The sequence below is a fragment of the Deinococcus sedimenti genome, from assembly GCF_014648135.1.
Classification (GTDB): Bacteria; Deinococcota; Deinococci; order Deinococcales; family Deinococcaceae; genus Deinococcus; species Deinococcus sedimenti.
Genome location: NZ_BMQN01000001.1, coordinates 1 through 16,407 on the forward strand (window position 1 = coordinate 1; position 16,407 = coordinate 16,407).

A 16,407-nucleotide genomic window follows, 5' to 3' on the forward strand; every position below is an offset into this window, starting at 1 on the left:
CGACGTGACCGATGGTGCCCACGTTCACGTGGGGCTTCGTGCGCTCGAACGTTCCTTTAGCCATGAGTGTGTCCTCCTGAGAGTGGACTGCCCGCTGTGCAGGCAAGCCTTGACAGTGTACAGGGCCGCCGCGTGAACGCAAAGAGGGTTCCTTGGGTTTCAGCGGTCGGTCCGGAATGGGGGCCTAGAGAAGAGGCGCGACCCACAAGAGGCCGCGCCATGTTGGAGCTTCTGGTCGGGATTGAACCGACGACCTCTCCCTTACCAAGGGAGTGCTCTACCACTGAGCTACAGAAGCGTTGGGGGGTGAGAAAGCGGGAAACGAGACTCGAACTCGCGACATTCAGCTTGGGAAGCTGACGCTCTACCAACTGAGCTATTCCCGCGTGATCGTGGTGGGCAGGGGCGGATTCGAACCGCCGTACACTTACGTGAACAGATTTACAGTCTGTCGCCTTTAACCACTCGGCCACCTACCCGTATTGTACCCACTGTTTCGCCTTTCTCAAAGCGCACAATCTTCCCTGTGGTGAGGTTGATTGTGTTTGAAGCCACCCAGGAGAATCGAACTCCCAACCTTCCGATTACAAGTCGGGTGCTCTACCAGTTGAGCTAGGGTGGCACCGTTCCTGTCTGAAAGCGCTGGAACAATGTCCGGCCTCTGAGTGCGGTTGTTCCGGCGCTGGGCGCGTTCACTTCCGGCTGTGAATAGTAGCAGTCCCCCCCAGGAGTGTCAATCACCTCCCGAATGCGGCCGCCGCGCTGCTCCACAGGCAGCCCGGTCAGGGCCACGAGCTGCGCCTTGAGCGATCCCTGAACCTGCGGTGCATATGCGCCATGTGGCGCATTTCGCAGCCAGCCGACAGGCGTATTCTCGCGGGCGCACAGGTGCGCCGCACCTTGAACCGCTCTGGCCCCGCCCTCCCCACCGCCTCAGGAGGCACCACCCTTGGACAGTTTCCGCTCCCTGCTCCCGTACCTGCGCCTGCACACCCGCCAGTACGTGATCGGGCTCATCGCCGTGGTCATCGCCACTGCCGTGAACCTGCTGCCGTACTACCTCATCCGCCTGACCATCGACGGCCTGACCGGGCAGGTGGACGGCAACGCCGCCACGCCCGGCATCACGGCCGCCACCGCCGGGCTGTACGCCCTGGGCGTCGTCGCCGCCGCCCTGACCGCGGGCTTTTTCATGCTGGTCATGCGCCGCAACATCGTCGTGGCGTCCCGCCAGTCCGAGTACGAGATCCGCCGCGATCTGTTCGGGCACCTGCAGACCCTCGACAAGCCCTACTACGACCGCGCCCGCACCGGCGACCTGATGAACCGCCTGACCGGCGACCTGAACGCCGTGCGCGAGATGCTGGGCTTCGGCGCGTGGCAGATCGTGAACATCGTCGCGGGCTTCATCTCGGCCTTCGCGGTCATGTTCAGCCTCAGCTGGCGCCTGACGCTGATCGTCGTGGCGATCGTGCCGGTCATCGTGGGCGTCCTGACGTACCTCGCGCGGCAGATCAACGTCCGCCACCGCCTGGCGCAGGAACAGAACTCGCTGATCTCCGCCAAGGCGCAGGAGAACTTCAGCGGCGCCCGCGTCGTCAAGGGCTACGCCATCGAGGACCGCGAGATCGACGACTACCGCGCCATGAACCTCGAACTGCTCCGCCGCAACATCGCCCTGACGAAGGTGGACGGCCCGCTGCGCTCCTTCATGAGCCTGCTGCTGGGCCTCGCGTTCGGCCTGATCCTGCTCGTCGGCGGCCGCCTGATCCTCGAACCCGGCAGCACCTTCACGGTCGGGATGTTCGTGCAGTTCGTCGGTACGCTGGAACGCCTGACCTTCCCCATGCTGATGATCGGCTGGATCACCAGCATCACCCAGCGCGGCCTGGCCTCCTGGCTGCGCCTGAAGGAGATCCTTGACGCGCAGCCGCTCGTGCGGGACGAACCCGGCCGCACCGACCCCAACATCCGCGCGCTGCGGGGCGACCTCAGCTTCGAGAACGTCACCCTGAAGTACGGGCAGACGACCGTCCTGAACGGCGTGAACCTGCACGTGCCCGCCGGGACGTTCCTGGGCATCACCGGCCCCACCGGCAGCGGCAAGACCCTGCTGGGCCAGCTGCTGACCCGCGCCATGGACCCCAGCAGCGGCACCGTGCGCCTTGACGGGCACGACGTGCGGACCGTGCCCCTGAGCGTCCTGCGCGACGCGATCAGCGTCGTCCCGCAGGAACCCTTCCTGTTCGGGGACAGCATCGCCAACAACATCGGCTTCGGCATTGAGGCCCGCGACCTGCCCATCGTACCCACGGGCGTCAGCGTGGTCGGCGCGCCCCCACCCGACGACATCCCCCAGACGCCCGACCCCGAACGCGTCCGCAACGCCGCGAGGCTCGCGGGCCTACTTGACGACGTGGAGGACTTCCCGCAGGGCTTCGACACCATGCTCGGCGAGCGCGGCGTCACCCTCAGCGGCGGGCAGCGGCAGCGCACCGCCATCGCCCGCGCCATCGTCCGGGAACCCGCCATCCTGATCCTCGACGACTCGCTGAGCGCCGTGGACACCGAGACCGAACGCCGCATCGTGGACGGCCTGCGCGAGGTCAGCCAGGGCCGCACCGTCATCCTGATCGCGCACCGCGTCAGCACCCTGCGCCACGCCGACCAGATCGTCGTGCTCGAGGATGGCCGCGTGACCGAACAGGGCAGCCACGACGACCTCCTGGCCCAGAACGGTCACTACGCCCAGCTGGAACGCCTCCAGCGCCTCGCCAGCGACCTCGACAGCGAAGACGACCCCATCGCCGACCCTGAAGCGGCCGCCGATCAGCTCGAACAGGACCAGCTCCAGCTGAAGGTGACCCGATGACCCGCCCCGATCAGACCGACGCCTACCAGAAGGGCTTCGACGCGCAGCTCGTGCGGCGCATCCTGCACTACGTCCGCCCCTACCTGCCCCTCGTGATCGGCGGCGTGCTGCTGGCCCTGCTGATCTCACTGGCCTCCCCGCTGTTCGCCCTGATTCAGCGGCACGCCATCGACGCGTACCTCTCCCCGCTGGCGCAGGGACAGGCCACCAGCCGCGACGCGCTGATCAGCGGCCTGACCACCACCGCCCTGGCCTACATGGGCCTGAAGGTCATGGAATTCGCCCTGCAGTACGGCTTCATCCTGACCATCGGCTACCTGGGCCAGAACGTCCTGCGTGACATCCGCGCCGACGTGTTCAGCAAGTTGCAGCGCCTGCACCTCGCGTACTTCGACCAGAACCCCGTCGGGCGCCTGATCACCCGCGTCACCAGCGACGTGGACGCCATCAACCAGTTCATCACCGGCGGCCTCGTCAGCCTGATCCAGAGCACATTCATCATCGTCGTATACGTCGTGATCATGCTCACCGTGAACTGGCGCCTGGCGTTGATCTCGTTCACGGTGCTGCCCGTCCTGTTCCTCGCCACCCGCTTCTTCCAGACTCGCCTGCGCGACTCGTTCCGCGTGACCCGCACCCAGCAGGCCATCGTGAACAGCAAACTGAACGAGAACATCACCGGCATGCTCACCGTGCAGCTGTTCGCCCGGCAGAAACGCAGCGCGCTGGACTTCAACCTCAGCAACCGCGCGCTGCTCGCCGCGAACGAGAACAGCGTCAAGTGGTTCTCGCTGTTCATGCCCGTCGTCGCCGTGCTCGCCCAGGTGGCCGTCGCGCTGATCCTGTACTTCGCCGCGCGGCAGATCCTCGGCGTGGACGGCGTGGTCGCCGGAGCCATCACCGTCGGGACGCTGTTCGCGTTCGTGCAGCTCTCGCAGCAGCTGTTCCAGCCCATCCAGGACCTCGCGGACGTGTTCAACAACCTGCAGGCGGCCATGGCCAGCAGCGAACGCATCTTCGGCGTGCTCGACACCGAGGAAGCCATCCAGGACAAACCGGACGCCAAGACCCTGCCGGACTTCCAGGGCCGCGTCACCTTCGACAAAGTCTGGTTCGCGTACGACCAGGACGTCACCGCCACCACCCCCGACACCGACGACCGCTGGATCCTGCGCGGCATCGACCTGGACATCCAGCCCGGCGAGAGTGTCGCCCTGGTCGGCGCGACCGGCGCGGGCAAGACCAGCGTCACGGCCCTCGTCAGCCGCTTCTACGACGTGCAGCGCGGCGCGGTGAAGGTGGACGGCGTGAACGTCCGCGACCTCCAGCAGCACGACCTGCGCAAACACGTGGGTGTCGTGCTGCAGGACGTGTTCCTGTTCGCGGGCACCATCGAGAGCAACCTCACCCTGAACAACCCCGCCATTCCCCACGAGCGCGTCGTGGAGGCCTGCCGGTACGTCGGCGTGCACGACTACATCCTCAGCCTCGAGCACGGCTACCAGACCGAGGTCCGTGAACGCGGCGCGACCCTGTCCACCGGGCAGAAGCAGCTGCTGGCCTTCGCCCGCGCGCTGATCCAGAACCCGGACATCCTGCTCGTGCTCGACGAGGCCACCGCCAACGTCGACACCGAAACCGAACTGCGCATCCAGGCCGCGCTGGAACGCGTCATGCGCGGCCGGACCAGCATCATCATCGCCCACCGCCTCAGCACCATCGAACACTGCGACCGCATCGTGGTCATGCGCAAGGGCCGCATCGTCGAACAGGGCAGCCACCGCCAGCTGCTCGACAAGGGCGGCTACTACGCCAAACTGCACCGCCTCCAGTACGCGCAGGGCGACGCTGCCGACTGAACCAGAATGCCGAGGGGGCGCCGCTGCGGTACCGTCCGCAACCGGCGCCCCTTTCCCGTGGAGGTCAGCGGTAGGTGACGTTCAGCGTGACCTGCGTGCCCTCGCCCAGCGTGAGGTAGTCGCTCAGGCCGTTGCTGCGGGCCGTGCCGCCCGTGAAGGCGAGGCGCAGCTGCGTGCTGCCCACCCGGTTGATCGCCGCGAGCCCCGAGGCGTTCAGCGGTGCGCTGAGGGTGGTGCCCGCCGCCGTGCCCGCAGGCGCCGCGAAGGAGGCCGCGCCTGCCGCCGTGACGGCCACCGCGAAGTCGTCCGTGCCCAGTGCGCAGGTGGCGCCCAGACAGCCGCCCTTCACGTCCGCCGTCAGGGCCGCGCCGCCCGCCCAGGGATTCCCGTTCGGCACGAGGCTGTAGCGCACCGTCAGGGTCGCGCCGGTCACGGTCGCGCCGTCCGGCAGGCTGGACGTGTCGAACGACAGCACGCCCTTCCACGGGGCGTCCGCGTTGTCCCCCACACTGATCCCGCCCGACGCGACGACGTACCCGCCGGTCGTGGCGGACGGCGTGTTCGCCGCCACGTACCCGTCCTGCGCCGCCACCGAGCTGAACGACACCGCCGTGTCCGGCGCGGCCGTCAGCGTGTACGCGTACGTCTGCGGGGCCGACGCGTTCCCCGCCGTGTCCACCGCGTACGCCCGCACCGTGCCGCTGCTGCTCAGCGTGACGCTGCCCCCGCCCGCCAGCGCGACCCGCGAGGCACTGCTGACCGGATCGCTGCCGTCCGTGGTGGCATACACCGTGCCCGGCTCATTGACGGACAGCGTGACCGTCAGCGGCCCCACGTACGTGCCCGGCGCAGGCGACACGCTCACGACCGGCGCGGTCGTGTCCGGCGTCGTGCCGCCCCCACCCCCCGACCCCGCGCTGAAGAAGCGCCACATCTCCGCGCTGGCGTCCGGTCCCTTCGGGTCCGTGTACGACCCGGCGGTACTCCCACCACTCCAGGCGTGCCCCATGCCCGTCACGGACCACTGCTCGACCACGCCACCCGCGAAGGACTTCACGGTGTACGCCCGGCCGCCAGTCCCGCCCACCGTCCCCGTGCGGGACGTGACCTGCGCCGTACTGCGGCTTCCGTTGTCCTGCCCGTCGTCCGCGAGGTCGTTCGTCTGCACCCACTGCGCCGCCACCTGATCCCCGTTCACCGGGTACACCGTGTAATCGCTGCTGCCGTGGAACACGATGGTCCGCACCGTCCGCCTGAACGTCCCCATCGCGTTGAACGCCGCCGTGCCCTGCGCGTCCGGGTTCGGCCCGCCGCTGTTCATCGCCGTGAACGCCGCCGAGGAACTTGTGGCCGCCTTGAACTCCAGCCCCGACGCGACGCCCACGCCGCTGAACACGTCCGGGTACGTGGCCCCCATGATCACGCTCATGGCCGCGCCCGCCGACAGGCCCGCCACGTACACCCGCGCGGGGTCCACGTTCACCCTGCCCTTCACGGCGTCCACGACCGCCCTGATCGCCGCCGGTTCCCCCTGCCCGCGCGCCTGATGCGCCGGTTCAAACCAGTTCCAGCATTTGTTCTGATTGGCGCTTGCGGGCTGCTCCGGGTACACGACCAGGAACCCCTGCGTGTCCGCCAGATCGTTCATGCGTGTCCCCGCCGCGAAATCCGCCGGGGACTGCGTGCAGCCGTGCAGCATGACCACCAGGGGCCGCGCCGCGCCCGCCCCGGCCGTGGGCGTGTACAGCGTGTAGTTGCGGGTCACGCCAGCCCCGGTCGCGCTGCCGGTAGTCGTGGTGCCGGTCGCCTGCGCGTGCAGTGCGGGCGGCGCGGACAGGAGAGAGGACGGAGCCTGCGCGCAGGCAGCCAGCAGCAGCGGCAAAGACAGCAGGGCGGCGCGGTTCATGACGGACCTCACAGGAAGCGGGCGCGGCGCGCTCCGGCAGCGGAACGACAGCAGTTCCGACGCGGGCCGCCGGGAGAAGGAATTGAGGCTAGACCCGCCCACCCTAAGCGCCGGGCGTCACACGCCGGTTACACACAGCAGGCGGGGTGCAGGCTTCACGGCTCCCTGCGCCCCGCCTCGCCCGGTCGCCGTTACAGGTACGCCAGCGCCCAGTCCCGCGCGCCGTGATCCAGCCCGGCGCGCAGCAGCGCGAGACCGTCCGGCGCGGTGTCCGCGTGGTGAGGCGCGCCGTCCAGCCGCGCCTGGAACTCCTCCAGCGGCAGGCGCGTGGGCGGCATCAACGTCGCGCGCACCACGCTGCCCTGCGCGTCGTACCGCGCGCCGTACACGTTCCCCTTGCGGGCATCCAGCGACACGCCCTGCACGCCGTCCCCGCCCACCAGCGCCTCCAGCGTGCTGACCCCCAGGACCGGCGCGCCCCACACCCGCCCCAGGCCCAGCGCGTAACTCGCGCCCACCCGCACGCCCGTGTACGACCCCGGCCCCGTGCCGATCACCACGGCGTCCGCCCGCAGCGGCACCCCCGCCTGCGCGAATAGCGCCTGCACCGCGCCCGGCAGCAGCTCCGCGTGCGCCCGGCCCACCTCACGCGACACCCCCAGCGACCCGCCCGGCCACACCAGCGCCAGCGTCAGCCACGGCGTCGCCGTGTCCAGCGCCAGGGTCACGTCCGGCTTCAGGGAGGCAGGGGCAGCGTGCTCAGTCATCGCCGGGCATTGTAGAGGCCGATTCCCCGGCGTTTGTCACCCCGCCGGGAACGTCGCTCAGGGGGCGGCGCAAAGCGGCCCGGTGGTATGCTCGATCATCATGACGAACACCGCCAGTATCGCCAAAGGACTCGAAGGCGTTCTCTTCACCGAGAGCAAACTGACGTTCATCAACGGCACCGAAGGCATCCTCACCCACCTGGGCATTCCGATTCAGGAATGGGCGGAGAACAGCACCTTCGAGGAACTGTCCCTGGCCCTGCTGAACGGCCAGCTGCCCACCGCCGCGCAGCTCGCGCAGTTCGACGCGGACCTGAAAGCCAACCGCGCCATTCCCGAAGCGCTCGTGGAGATCATCAAGGGTATGCCGCGCGGCGTGCACCCCATGCAGGCGCTGCGCACCGCCGTGTCCTACCTGGGCCTGCTGGACCCCCAGTCTGAGGACACCAGCCCCGAGGCCCGGCGCGCCATCGCCACGCGCATGATCGCGCAGTTCTCCACGATCATCGCCGCGATCAACCGCGCGCAGGAAGGGCAGGACATCATCGCGCCCCGCATGGACCTGACGCACGCTGGGAACTACTTGTACATGCTCAGCGGCAAGGAACCCACCGCCGAGCAGGCCCGCCTGTTCGACATCGCCCTGGTGCTGCACGTCGATCACGGCATGAACGCCAGCACGTTCACCGCGATCGCCACTGGCAGCACGCTGAGTGACATGTACTCCTGCATCACCAGCGCCATCGGCGCGCTGAAGGGCCCCCTGCACGGCGGCGCGAACGAGGCCGTCATGGACATGCTCGACGAGGTCGGCACGCCCGACAAGGCCGAAGGCTACATCACGAAGAAGCTCGACAACAAAGAGAAGATCATGGGTGTCGGGCACCGCGTGTACAAGTACTTCGACCCCCGCAGCCGCGTCCTGCGTGACTACGCCGAAGTGGTCGCCAGCAAGGAAGGCAAGAGCAACTACTACCAGATTCTCGAGACCATCGAGAAGGTCGTCGTGGACCGCATCGGCAGTAAGGGCATCTACCCGAACGTGGACTTCTACAGCGGCACCGTGTACAGCGACCTGGGCATCAAGAAGGAATACTTCACGCCCATCTTCGCGCTGGCCCGCATCAGCGGCTGGTGCGCCAGCCTGATCGAGTACACCGGCAACAACCGCCTCCTGCGCCCCGACGCCGTGTACACCGGCGCCACCGACGCGCACTACGTGCAACTGCAAGACCGCCAGTAACCGGCAGGACAGAAAGGGGCAGGCAACCCGCACGGGTCAGCCTGCCCCTCTTCCTGTTCTGTTCCCGCCTACGCGCAGATCGGTTCGACCACCCACGCCCCGTAATGATTCACGAAGTGCGCCCCGGACTCCCGGAACGCCCCCGCCACCTCCGGCAGGCGGCCCGGCTGGTCCGACACGTCCACGCTCAGCAGGATCTCGCCCCAGCCGAGCGCCTCCACGTAACGCTCCACATGCACCCGCTCGTCGGTCGCGCCCTGCATCAGCCGCAGCAACTGCGCCCACAACCCGTGCCGCCGCCCGTCCGCGTCCAGCGCCGCCACGCCGTCCTCACCCATCAGCAGCTGCACCGACTGATCCCCCAGCCCCAACGCCAGCAGCCGCGACGTGCACGCCTGCACGCCGTCCAGCGACCGGAACAGCCCGTACACCCGGCCCCGGCTGAGCATCGTGAAATGCATCGCGCCCGCCCGCGCCGCCCGACCTCGACCCTGCACGCCTCTGGTCATGCCCATCACCCCATGACTGCCGCTGCCCAGCCCACGGGCAGAACACACGTTCCGGCGACCACCCACCACGCCAACCGTCAGTTCAGGCCCCCACCGTACGCCGCCCGGACCACGCGGAATAGGCCCAAGCACACGGAAAGGGCCACGGGCACCGGCGCGCCCGTGACCCCGACGAAGCGTTACGCGCTCAGGCCCTTGCTGCCGTGCAGGGTGCGCTCCACCGTCTCCGTGACCTCCCGCTCGAAGCGGCGCAGGTGCTCCCGCAGACGGTCCAGTTCCGCCACGCCCAGATCCGCCAGCCACAGCACGCTGCGGCCCAGCACCGCGAACGTCAGCGGCGCGTCCTCATCCGCATCCTCCTCCGGGTCCACCGGATCGAGGTTCAGGATGCCGTAGTCCAGGCCCTGATTCATCAGGTTCATGCCCATCAGGATGTCCGGCAGGCTGTCCTCCTCGACGTACAGGTCCAGGTCCAGGTGCAGGCGCACGATCACCCCACCCTGCGGATCAGCCTCCGCGAACATCGCCACGCGCGTCTCACCGTCCTGGATCAGCGCGCCGTCCTCGACCGCCTCGACAGTCAGGCCGCTCTGTTGCAGCGCCGCCATGATCCGCTGCAGTTCCGACTGGGATGCTGTCATGCGCCGGAGTATAAAGCGCAACCACGCCCGGGACGGTCACGGCGTCCACGGTCCGTGGGGGAGGATGGTTGATGGTTGACAGTTGATGGATCTGTCCCCTCCATCAACTGTCAACCATCAACCTGAAACCCTTACGCGTGGTACAGCCACACGCCGCGCGCCTCGTTCCAGGTGCGGTACAGCTGCCCCAGCAGGCGCAGGTGCTCGACATGCGCCAGCGTCTCGGCCAGGGCGAAGCGGCGACCCGAGACGTTCAGGTCACGCGGGAACATCGCCAGGGACAGGTCGTAGGCGCTGCGGGGCTCGCGGGCCGCCTCGGCTGCCATGAAATCCAGCCGTTCGTGGTGATGGGCGCGCAGTTCGCGCGCGCGGGCCTGCACGCCGGTCATGACCGGCCCGTGGTGGCCGACCACGGCCCGCGCCGGGTTCAGTGCCTCCAGTTTCCCCAGCGTCTGCAGGTAATCGCCGAGCGGATCCGGGCGGGTGTACGCGTACAGGCCCACGTTCGGGCTGATGCGCGGCAGGATGGCGTCCCCGGCGATCAGGGTCCCCTCGGCTTCGTTCCAGAGGCCCAGGTGCCCGTCGGCGTGACCGGGCAGCCACAGCACCTCCCACGGCTGCCCCGAGAGTTCGACGTGCTGTCCCTCGCGCAGCGGCTGCACGCGCGACGCCGGATGCACCCGCTCGCGGCCTCGGCGGTTGTCGGCGCCCATGCTGTCCAGTGACTCGGGCGGCAGGCCGTGATCCCGCATGTGCTTCAGGTGCCCGGGCAGCCACTCCTCCCACAGGTGCCAGTAGCGTTCGCCGCGCCCGATCTCCACGTCCAGCATCTGCACCTGCGCGCCGCTGCGTTCCTCCACGACGCCCGCCAGTCCGTAGTGGTCCGGGTGGTGATGCGTGATGATCAACCGGTCCACGTCCGGCCAGTGCAGGCCCAGCGCCGCCAGTCCGTCCTCCAGCGCCGCGCGGGCCTCCGGGGTGTCCAGCGCGCAGTCGATCATCGTGACCGGCCCACCCGCCGGGCGGTCCAGCAGCACCGTCACGTACTTCATCGGGTACGGAATCGGCACCTGCAGGGCGTGAAGGTCGCCCAGAACGTGGGTCAGCAGCGGCGCGTCCGTCATGCCGCCGAGCGTACCACCACCCCGCCCGTCCGCTGGACACCGCGCCAGGAACACCGAAAAAGGGGGAGACCTCAACGCCTCTCCCAGTCTGGAGCACCCTCAGGGCAGCTTGCAGGTGTACGCGCCGCCCTGAATCTCACAGATGACCGGGCTGACCTGATCCGCCGTGACCCGCACCAGCAGGTTCTGCGCCGCGAACCGCCGGTCACGCGGCACCACGTTCAGCGCCACCACACCCGGCCGCAGCGGCAGGTCCAGTCCCACTCCCGGCTGCACCGTTCCAGCTCCCTGACGCTCAACGAATAGATCTGCCAGCAGGTCGCTGCGGACCGACAGCGTCCCCGTGATGGGCCGCAGCGTCACGTCCACGCGGCTCACGCTGTCCCCCACGATGTTCACGCGCTGCGTGACGGTCTTGTACCCACTGCGGGACACCTCCACCGACACCTGCCCCTCCGGCAGGTCCGGCACCGCGACGGGCGTGGTTCCCACCCGCGACCCATTCACCCGCACCAGAGCGTCCCTGAAGTTCGACGACACGTCCAGAGAACCGAACCGCACCACGCGGTACACCGTCGTGCCGACTGTATACGCCCCGGCCGGCAACGCGCGCGCCGCCGCCTCGACCACCCGCGACACGTCTGACACGCTGCGCGCCCCGGTCGCCGCTTCCAGCGGCATGGGCGCCAGACTGGCCACCGTGAACACCTGCGTGAACCCCTGCGTGCCCGGCAGGGGCGTCGAGATCACCTCGCCCGGGCGGGTCTGCACGGTCGGCAGGACCACCGCCCCACCCTGCGCGGGCAGCACGACCGACGTCACGAACGCCGGCCGGTCCGTACTGACGTTCAGTGATCCCGGGCCCGGCGCCCGGTACAGGGCGTCCTCGCCCGTGACCGGCTGCACGGGCCGTGACCCCGGCTGAACCGACACCCGCAGCTGCGCGCCCGACTGCGCCCGCAGCGGGGACGGCACGCACCCACTGAGCAGACCCGCCAGCACCAGCCCTGTAACCCCCGAGACCCCACGCTTCATAAGACCAGGGTAAGGCACGCGCGTGACCCGCACCTGACGGTTCCAGCGGCCCGCCCAGGCACCGGGCGTTCAGGCACGGGTAGGGGCGCGCCGCTCCAGTTCCGCCAGGGCGCCGCTGACGTGTGTCAGGGGGTTGCCGCTGCGGTGCACCCACGCGACCAGTCCGTCCGGGTCGATCAGGACCGTCACGCGGGACGCCATGTTCAGCAGGCCGCCCAGCGTGCCCATCACGCCGTACTGGCGGCACAGGCTGCGGTCCCCGTCCGGGATCAGGGGGTAGCTCAGGCGGCACGAGTCCCGGAACGCCGCCTGCCGCGCCTCGGTGTCGGTGCTCACGCCGATCACCTGCGCGCCCAGTCGCTCGAATTCCGGCAGGGCCGCCTCGAACCGCTGCGCCTCGATGCTGCACCCGGCGCTGCCCGCGCGCGGGTAGAAGTACAGGACCACCCAGCGACCCCGCAGCGCGCCGAGGCTGACGGTGCGGCCATCGTCGCTGCGGCGCGTGAAGTCGGGGGCGGGCTGTCCGGGCGTGACGCTCATGCGCCCGATTGTACGGGCCGCCCGTACAATGCGCCCGTGCCCGATCCCACCGAGTTCCTGCTGCGGCCCCTGCGCGAGTACGCGGGCGCCGTGGTGGTCGTGGGCGTGTCCGGCGGGGCGGACAGCGTGGCGCTGCTGCTGGCCCTGCGGCAGGCGGGCGCGCGGCCCGTGGCGGCGCACCTGGATCACGCCCTGCGGCCCGATTCCGCGCGGGACGCCGCATGGGTGGAGACGCTCGCCGCGCGGCTGGACGTGCCGTTCGTGGGCGCGCGAGTGGACGTGGGCGCGGTCGCCGCCCGGCGCGGCTGGAACACTGAGGACGCCGCCCGCCGCCTGCGCTACGACTTCCTGGCCCGCACCGCGAAGGCGCATGGCGCGCCGGTCATCCTGACCGCTCACACCCGCCGCGATCAGGCGGAGACGGTCCTGACGGCCCTGCTGCGGGGCGAGGCGGTCCTGCACGGCATTCCCGCCGCGCGCGAGCGGGTGCGGCGGCCCTGGCTGGACGTGCCCCGCGCCGACCTGGAAACGTTCCTGCGCGCCCAGGGGCAGGACTGGCGCGAGGACCCCACCAACGACGACCCGGCGTACACCCGCGCGTGGCTGCGCCGCGACGTGATGCCCATCCTGACCGCCCGCTACCCTGCGCTGGAGGCCACCCTGGCCCGCGTGGCGCGGCATCAGGCACAGGACGATGACGCACTGACCAACCAAGCGGAGCGGATCACATCGCACCTGCCTCTGCGCGCCGTGCCGCCCGCCGTGCTGCGCCGCTGGTTGCGCGCCCGCCTGCGGGACGCAGGGCTGGACGCGCACGCCACGCACTTCGACACCCTAGCGGAGGCCCTGACGACGGGCGGCACCACGCACCTCGACCTGCCTGGCGCGCACCCCGTCACCGTCACCGGGGGGAGGTTGCACCTGACCTCGCAGACGTACTCGGACCCCGACTTCCCCCTCCCGGACGGCTGGACGCGCCAAACCCGGCAGCCCGGCGACCGCATCCACCTGCCCGGCGGCACCCGCAAGCTCAGCGACGTGCTGACCGACCGGCACGTGCCCCGCGCCGACCGCGACCGTGTGCCCCTGCTTGTCAGTGACGAGGGCGTGCAGTGGATCGGCCTCCAGCCGCCCGTCTGGGCCAGCGGAGCCCGGGAAAACGCCGCCCAGCCCCCCGACCCCCTGCATGCCGCGATGGGCGAGGCGCTGGCGCAGGCCCGGCAGGCCGCAGGCGCCCAGGAAGTCCCGGTCGGCGCCGTCATCCTCGGCCCGGACAGCACCGTGATCGGACGGGGGCGCAACACCAGCCGAGAGCACGGCGACATGACCCGCCACGCCGAACTCCAGGCGCTGCGCGAGGCCGCCCGCACCCTCGGCACGCCCTACCTGACCGCCTGCACGCTGGTCGTCACCCTGGAACCCTGCCCCATGTGCCTCGGCGCGGCCCTCGAAGCGCGCATCGGACACATCGTCTACGGCGCCGCCAACCCGAAAGCAGGTGCGCTGGGTGGCGTCACCGACCTCCTCGCCGCGCACTGGGGGCATGCACCCCGGGTCACGCCCGGCATCCGCGCCCGCGAGGCCGCCCGCCTCCTGAAAGACGTGTTCAGCCAGTTGCGTGCCCAGCGGTCCTAGCGTTTCAGCGCCGCGAGGGACGCCTGAAGCGCCTGGAACTGCGCAGCAGTCAGGCCCAGTCGCGCCGCGTTCGCCTCGTCCTCGGCGGTCCCGTGCCGGACGATCAGCTCGTGCCGGGACAACCGCGCCAGGTCATTGTCCGTGGGGCCGGTGTGCAGTCCGGGAATCTCGACTCGCATGCGTCACCTTACCCGCCCCACTCCGGGCGCCGCATCCGCCGACTGGCCGACCCCGCCGCCTGCGGGTGTGCTCAGCTGCTGCACCCGCCGCCACCGCAGCTGGACCCGCCGCCACCGCAACTGCTGTCACTGCCGGGCGCGCAGTCGCCACCGCCGGAGGTGCCGCCGATCCAGGTCATGCCCGAGTCCCCATCAGGGCGGCGACGCAGGCCAGTGGACCAGAGGGCTGGAGGGGTGAGGGTCAGGATCAGCAGCGCGATGAGACCCGCGCCCAGGGCCAGCAGCAGCGCCACGTGACTCCAGGCGAAGGTCAGGCCCGTGACGACCGCCACGCCCAGCGCCAGCCACAGGCCCGAGCGGCGCGCGCTGCCCTGCACATGTTCCCGCTGGGGACGCGCGCGGCGCGGGTCCGGCCAGATGTCCGCCGGCGGCTGCTCCCCGAAGGTGCGGGCGTAGGCGTCCAGCGTCGCCTCGTACTGCGCGCGGAAGCGGGCCGCGTCGCCCGGCTGGCCGCTGCCGGGCTCGTGGTGCAGCGGCGCGGGCAGCAGCGGCGTCAGGCGCTCCCAGTAGTCGCGGGTGAACAGCAGGTGCAGGTGCCAGACCTCGTCCACGACCGCGGACGGCGTGACCGGCGCGCCCAGCGTGGACAGCAGCAGGAACCGGCGGTACTCCTGCGCGGCGCGCTGCGCGTAGGCGGGCGTCCAGCGCTGCTCGCGGCTCACGCGGGCCAGCAGGCCGTCCGGCAGCGCGTACGCGCGCAGCTCGTCCCACAACGGGGGCAGCAGGGGCAGGGTGGGGAGGTTCGGGGTGACATTCAGCTGACCGCTCATTCGTTCCTGGCTCATGGCCCACTCCCTGACGGGACACGGCTTGCCGGTCGGCCTGGACGGCCTCCACGCTGGTAATCCCGTCACGATCAGCGTGCCTGGACTGTGTCAGGCGCCCGTCAGCCCACCCGCGCCGACCCGTCCGCCATGACCTGCGCGTACGCCTCCCGCACCGCCGCCACCAGCTGATCCCCGCTCAGGACGCCACGCAGGTCCAGCATGCTGACGATCTCATGCGGGTCCAGCGACGGATTGCCGCACGCGCGCAGCAGCGCGTAATGCACCACGCTCGTCCCCGGCCGCGCCCCGCCCGCCGGGGTCCACGCCTCGCGCAGGCGCGGCAGCAGCAGCGACGCGAAGCGCACCACCTCGCCCTCATGCCGCCGCAACTCCTTCTGCAACGCCCCCACCGAGTGCACCCCGACGTAATGCAGCAGGCTCGCCAGTCGCTGCGGCCGCTCCGGGTCCGGCCAGTCCGTCAGGAGCAGTACGTTCAGCGCCGCCGCCACCTGCTGATCCAGATCCCGCACCGGCGCCACCCCCAGCAGGTGCTTCATGCTGGGCGCGTCCACGAACACCGCGTCCGGCGCGTCCACCACCCGCGCAGGCAGCGTCGCCGCGTACTGCTGCGACAGGCGGTGCAGGGTCATGAACTCCTCGTCCGCCATCTCCAGCAGACCCGCCAGCCGGTAGAAGCGGCGCTGCACCTCCCGCGGAATCGCCTCACGGTTCTTGTACCCCAGGTCATGCTCGATCTCCGCCCACGCGTGCTGGAGGATCGACCGGATCTGCACCTCGAACTTCAGGCCCGCGAACTCCGACAGGTCCGGCGAGTCCGGCCCCACCTGCACCACGTAATGCACGCCCATGTACCCGAAGCGGTCCGGGTCGTGCATCTTGCTCTTGTCGATCGAGTTCTCCCAGTCGATCTCGTGATGCTCCTCCAGCAGGCGCGACACGACCCCCACATCCGACTCGAAGTACGTGATCACGCGCACCGCCACCAGATCCGTCACGTCCGCCAGGGACGCGTACCGGCCCGGCTTGCGCCGCAGCTTGTCCTCCAGACTCGCGCGTTTCTTCACGCGGGCCGTCACGTGATGGATGTTCAGGCCCGCCCCGGCGATCAGGCGGGCCGTGTGCGCCACCGCCGCGTCCCGTAAGCCCTCGAAGGTCCTGCACCCGTCCTCGTACTCCTGGAGTAGCTGACCGTTCATGTGCCCCCAGCTTAATCCTGCGCGTGGCCCGCCTGGCGCGCAGGTCCACACCC

14 protein-coding genes and 4 tRNA genes are annotated in these 16,407 nt (G+C 70.0%); 4 read left to right on the top strand and 14 right to left on the bottom strand.

Translation table 11 applies throughout. The features are described from left to right. Positions 1–223 precede the first annotated feature (223 nt). The 4 genes from IEY69_RS00010 to IEY69_RS00025 form a co-directional block, all read right to left on the bottom strand. Positions 224–298: transfer RNA gene (locus IEY69_RS00010), tRNA-Thr, on the bottom strand. A 15-nt stretch (positions 299–313) separates the two neighbouring features. Then, positions 314–386: transfer RNA gene (locus IEY69_RS00015), tRNA-Gly, on the bottom strand. Between the two features lie 7 nt (positions 387–393). After that, a tRNA-Tyr gene (locus tag IEY69_RS00020) sits at positions 394–479 on the bottom strand. Positions 480–549: 70 nt separating this feature from the next. Next, positions 550–622, bottom strand: a tRNA-Thr gene (locus IEY69_RS00025). A 327-nt stretch (positions 623–949) separates the two neighbouring features. Between IEY69_RS00025 and IEY69_RS00030 the strand changes: the two genes are divergently transcribed. Both IEY69_RS00030 and IEY69_RS00035 read left to right on the top strand, forming a co-directional pair. Further along, positions 950–2,872, top strand: a complete 1,923-nt coding sequence (locus IEY69_RS00030; RefSeq protein ID WP_189071149.1) for an ABC transporter ATP-binding protein — start codon at positions 950–952, stop codon at positions 2,870–2,872. Then, positions 2,869–4,731: an ABC transporter ATP-binding protein gene (locus IEY69_RS00035; protein WP_189071150.1), complete on the top strand. Its 1,863-nt coding sequence runs from the start codon at positions 2,869–2,871 to the stop codon at positions 4,729–4,731. The genes IEY69_RS00030 and IEY69_RS00035 overlap by 4 nt, the downstream gene beginning before the upstream one ends. 64 nt (positions 4,732–4,795) lie before the next feature. Here IEY69_RS00035 and IEY69_RS00040 read toward each other — a convergent pair whose 3' ends face one another. Both IEY69_RS00040 and tsaB read right to left on the bottom strand, forming a co-directional pair. Further along, positions 4,796–6,637 (bottom strand): extracellular catalytic domain type 1 short-chain-length polyhydroxyalkanoate depolymerase, encoded by a 1,842-nt coding sequence (locus IEY69_RS00040; RefSeq protein WP_189071151.1) that lies wholly within the window; start codon positions 6,635–6,637, stop codon positions 4,796–4,798. 191 nt (positions 6,638–6,828) lie between these two features. Continuing rightward, complete coding sequence (gene tsaB, locus IEY69_RS00045; RefSeq protein WP_189071152.1) at positions 6,829–7,404, bottom strand: tRNA (adenosine(37)-N6)-threonylcarbamoyltransferase complex dimerization subunit type 1 TsaB; 576 nt, start codon at positions 7,402–7,404, stop codon at positions 6,829–6,831. A 100-nt stretch (positions 7,405–7,504) separates the two neighbouring features. Between tsaB and IEY69_RS00050 the strand changes: the two genes are divergently transcribed. Continuing rightward, entirely contained in the window at positions 7,505–8,647 is a 1,143-nt protein-coding gene (locus IEY69_RS00050) for a citrate/2-methylcitrate synthase (protein WP_189071153.1), read from the top strand. A 68-nt stretch (positions 8,648–8,715) separates the two neighbouring features. Here the strand turns inward: IEY69_RS00050 and IEY69_RS00055 are convergent, their stop codons facing one another. The 5 genes from IEY69_RS00055 to IEY69_RS00075 form a co-directional block, all read right to left on the bottom strand. Then, positions 8,716–9,156, bottom strand: coding sequence for an ACT domain-containing protein (locus tag IEY69_RS00055; protein WP_189071154.1), 441 nt, complete (start codon positions 9,154–9,156; stop codon positions 8,716–8,718). 179 nt (positions 9,157–9,335) lie between these two features. After that, positions 9,336–9,797 (bottom strand): hypothetical protein, encoded by a 462-nt coding sequence (locus tag IEY69_RS00060; protein WP_189071155.1) that lies wholly within the window; start codon positions 9,795–9,797, stop codon positions 9,336–9,338. 131 nt (positions 9,798–9,928) lie between these two features. After that, positions 9,929–10,921 carry an MBL fold metallo-hydrolase gene (locus IEY69_RS00065; protein ID WP_189071156.1) on the bottom strand — a complete coding sequence of 331 codons (993 nt, stop codon included), beginning with the start codon at positions 10,919–10,921 and terminating at the stop codon, positions 9,929–9,931. A 99-nt stretch (positions 10,922–11,020) separates the two neighbouring features. Beyond that, complete coding sequence (locus IEY69_RS00070) at positions 11,021–11,956, bottom strand: PEGA domain-containing protein (protein ID WP_189071157.1); 936 nt, start codon at positions 11,954–11,956, stop codon at positions 11,021–11,023. 69 nt (positions 11,957–12,025) lie between these two features. Beyond that, on the bottom strand, positions 12,026–12,496 hold the full coding sequence (locus IEY69_RS00075; RefSeq protein ID WP_189071158.1) for a peroxiredoxin: 471 nt from the start codon (positions 12,494–12,496) through the stop codon (positions 12,026–12,028). Between the two features lie 36 nt (positions 12,497–12,532). Here IEY69_RS00075 and tilS point away from each other — a divergent pair, with 36 nt between their 5' ends. Next, positions 12,533–14,131 (top strand): tRNA lysidine(34) synthetase TilS, encoded by a 1,599-nt coding sequence (gene tilS, locus IEY69_RS00080; RefSeq protein WP_229783506.1) that lies wholly within the window; start codon positions 12,533–12,535, stop codon positions 14,129–14,131. Here tilS and IEY69_RS00085 read toward each other — a convergent pair. From IEY69_RS00085 to IEY69_RS00095, 3 genes are all read right to left on the bottom strand, one after another. Beyond that, positions 14,128–14,310, bottom strand: coding sequence for a hypothetical protein (locus IEY69_RS00085; protein ID WP_189071159.1), 183 nt, complete (start codon positions 14,308–14,310; stop codon positions 14,128–14,130). The genes tilS and IEY69_RS00085 overlap by 4 nt on opposite strands. Before the next feature lie 71 nt (positions 14,311–14,381). After that, entirely contained in the window at positions 14,382–15,155 is a 774-nt protein-coding gene (locus IEY69_RS00090) for a glycine-rich domain-containing protein (protein ID WP_189071160.1), read from the bottom strand. 101 nt (positions 15,156–15,256) lie between these two features. Continuing rightward, complete coding sequence (locus IEY69_RS00095; RefSeq protein WP_189071161.1) at positions 15,257–16,354, bottom strand: GTP pyrophosphokinase; 1,098 nt, start codon at positions 16,352–16,354, stop codon at positions 15,257–15,259. Positions 16,355–16,407 lie beyond the last annotated feature (53 nt).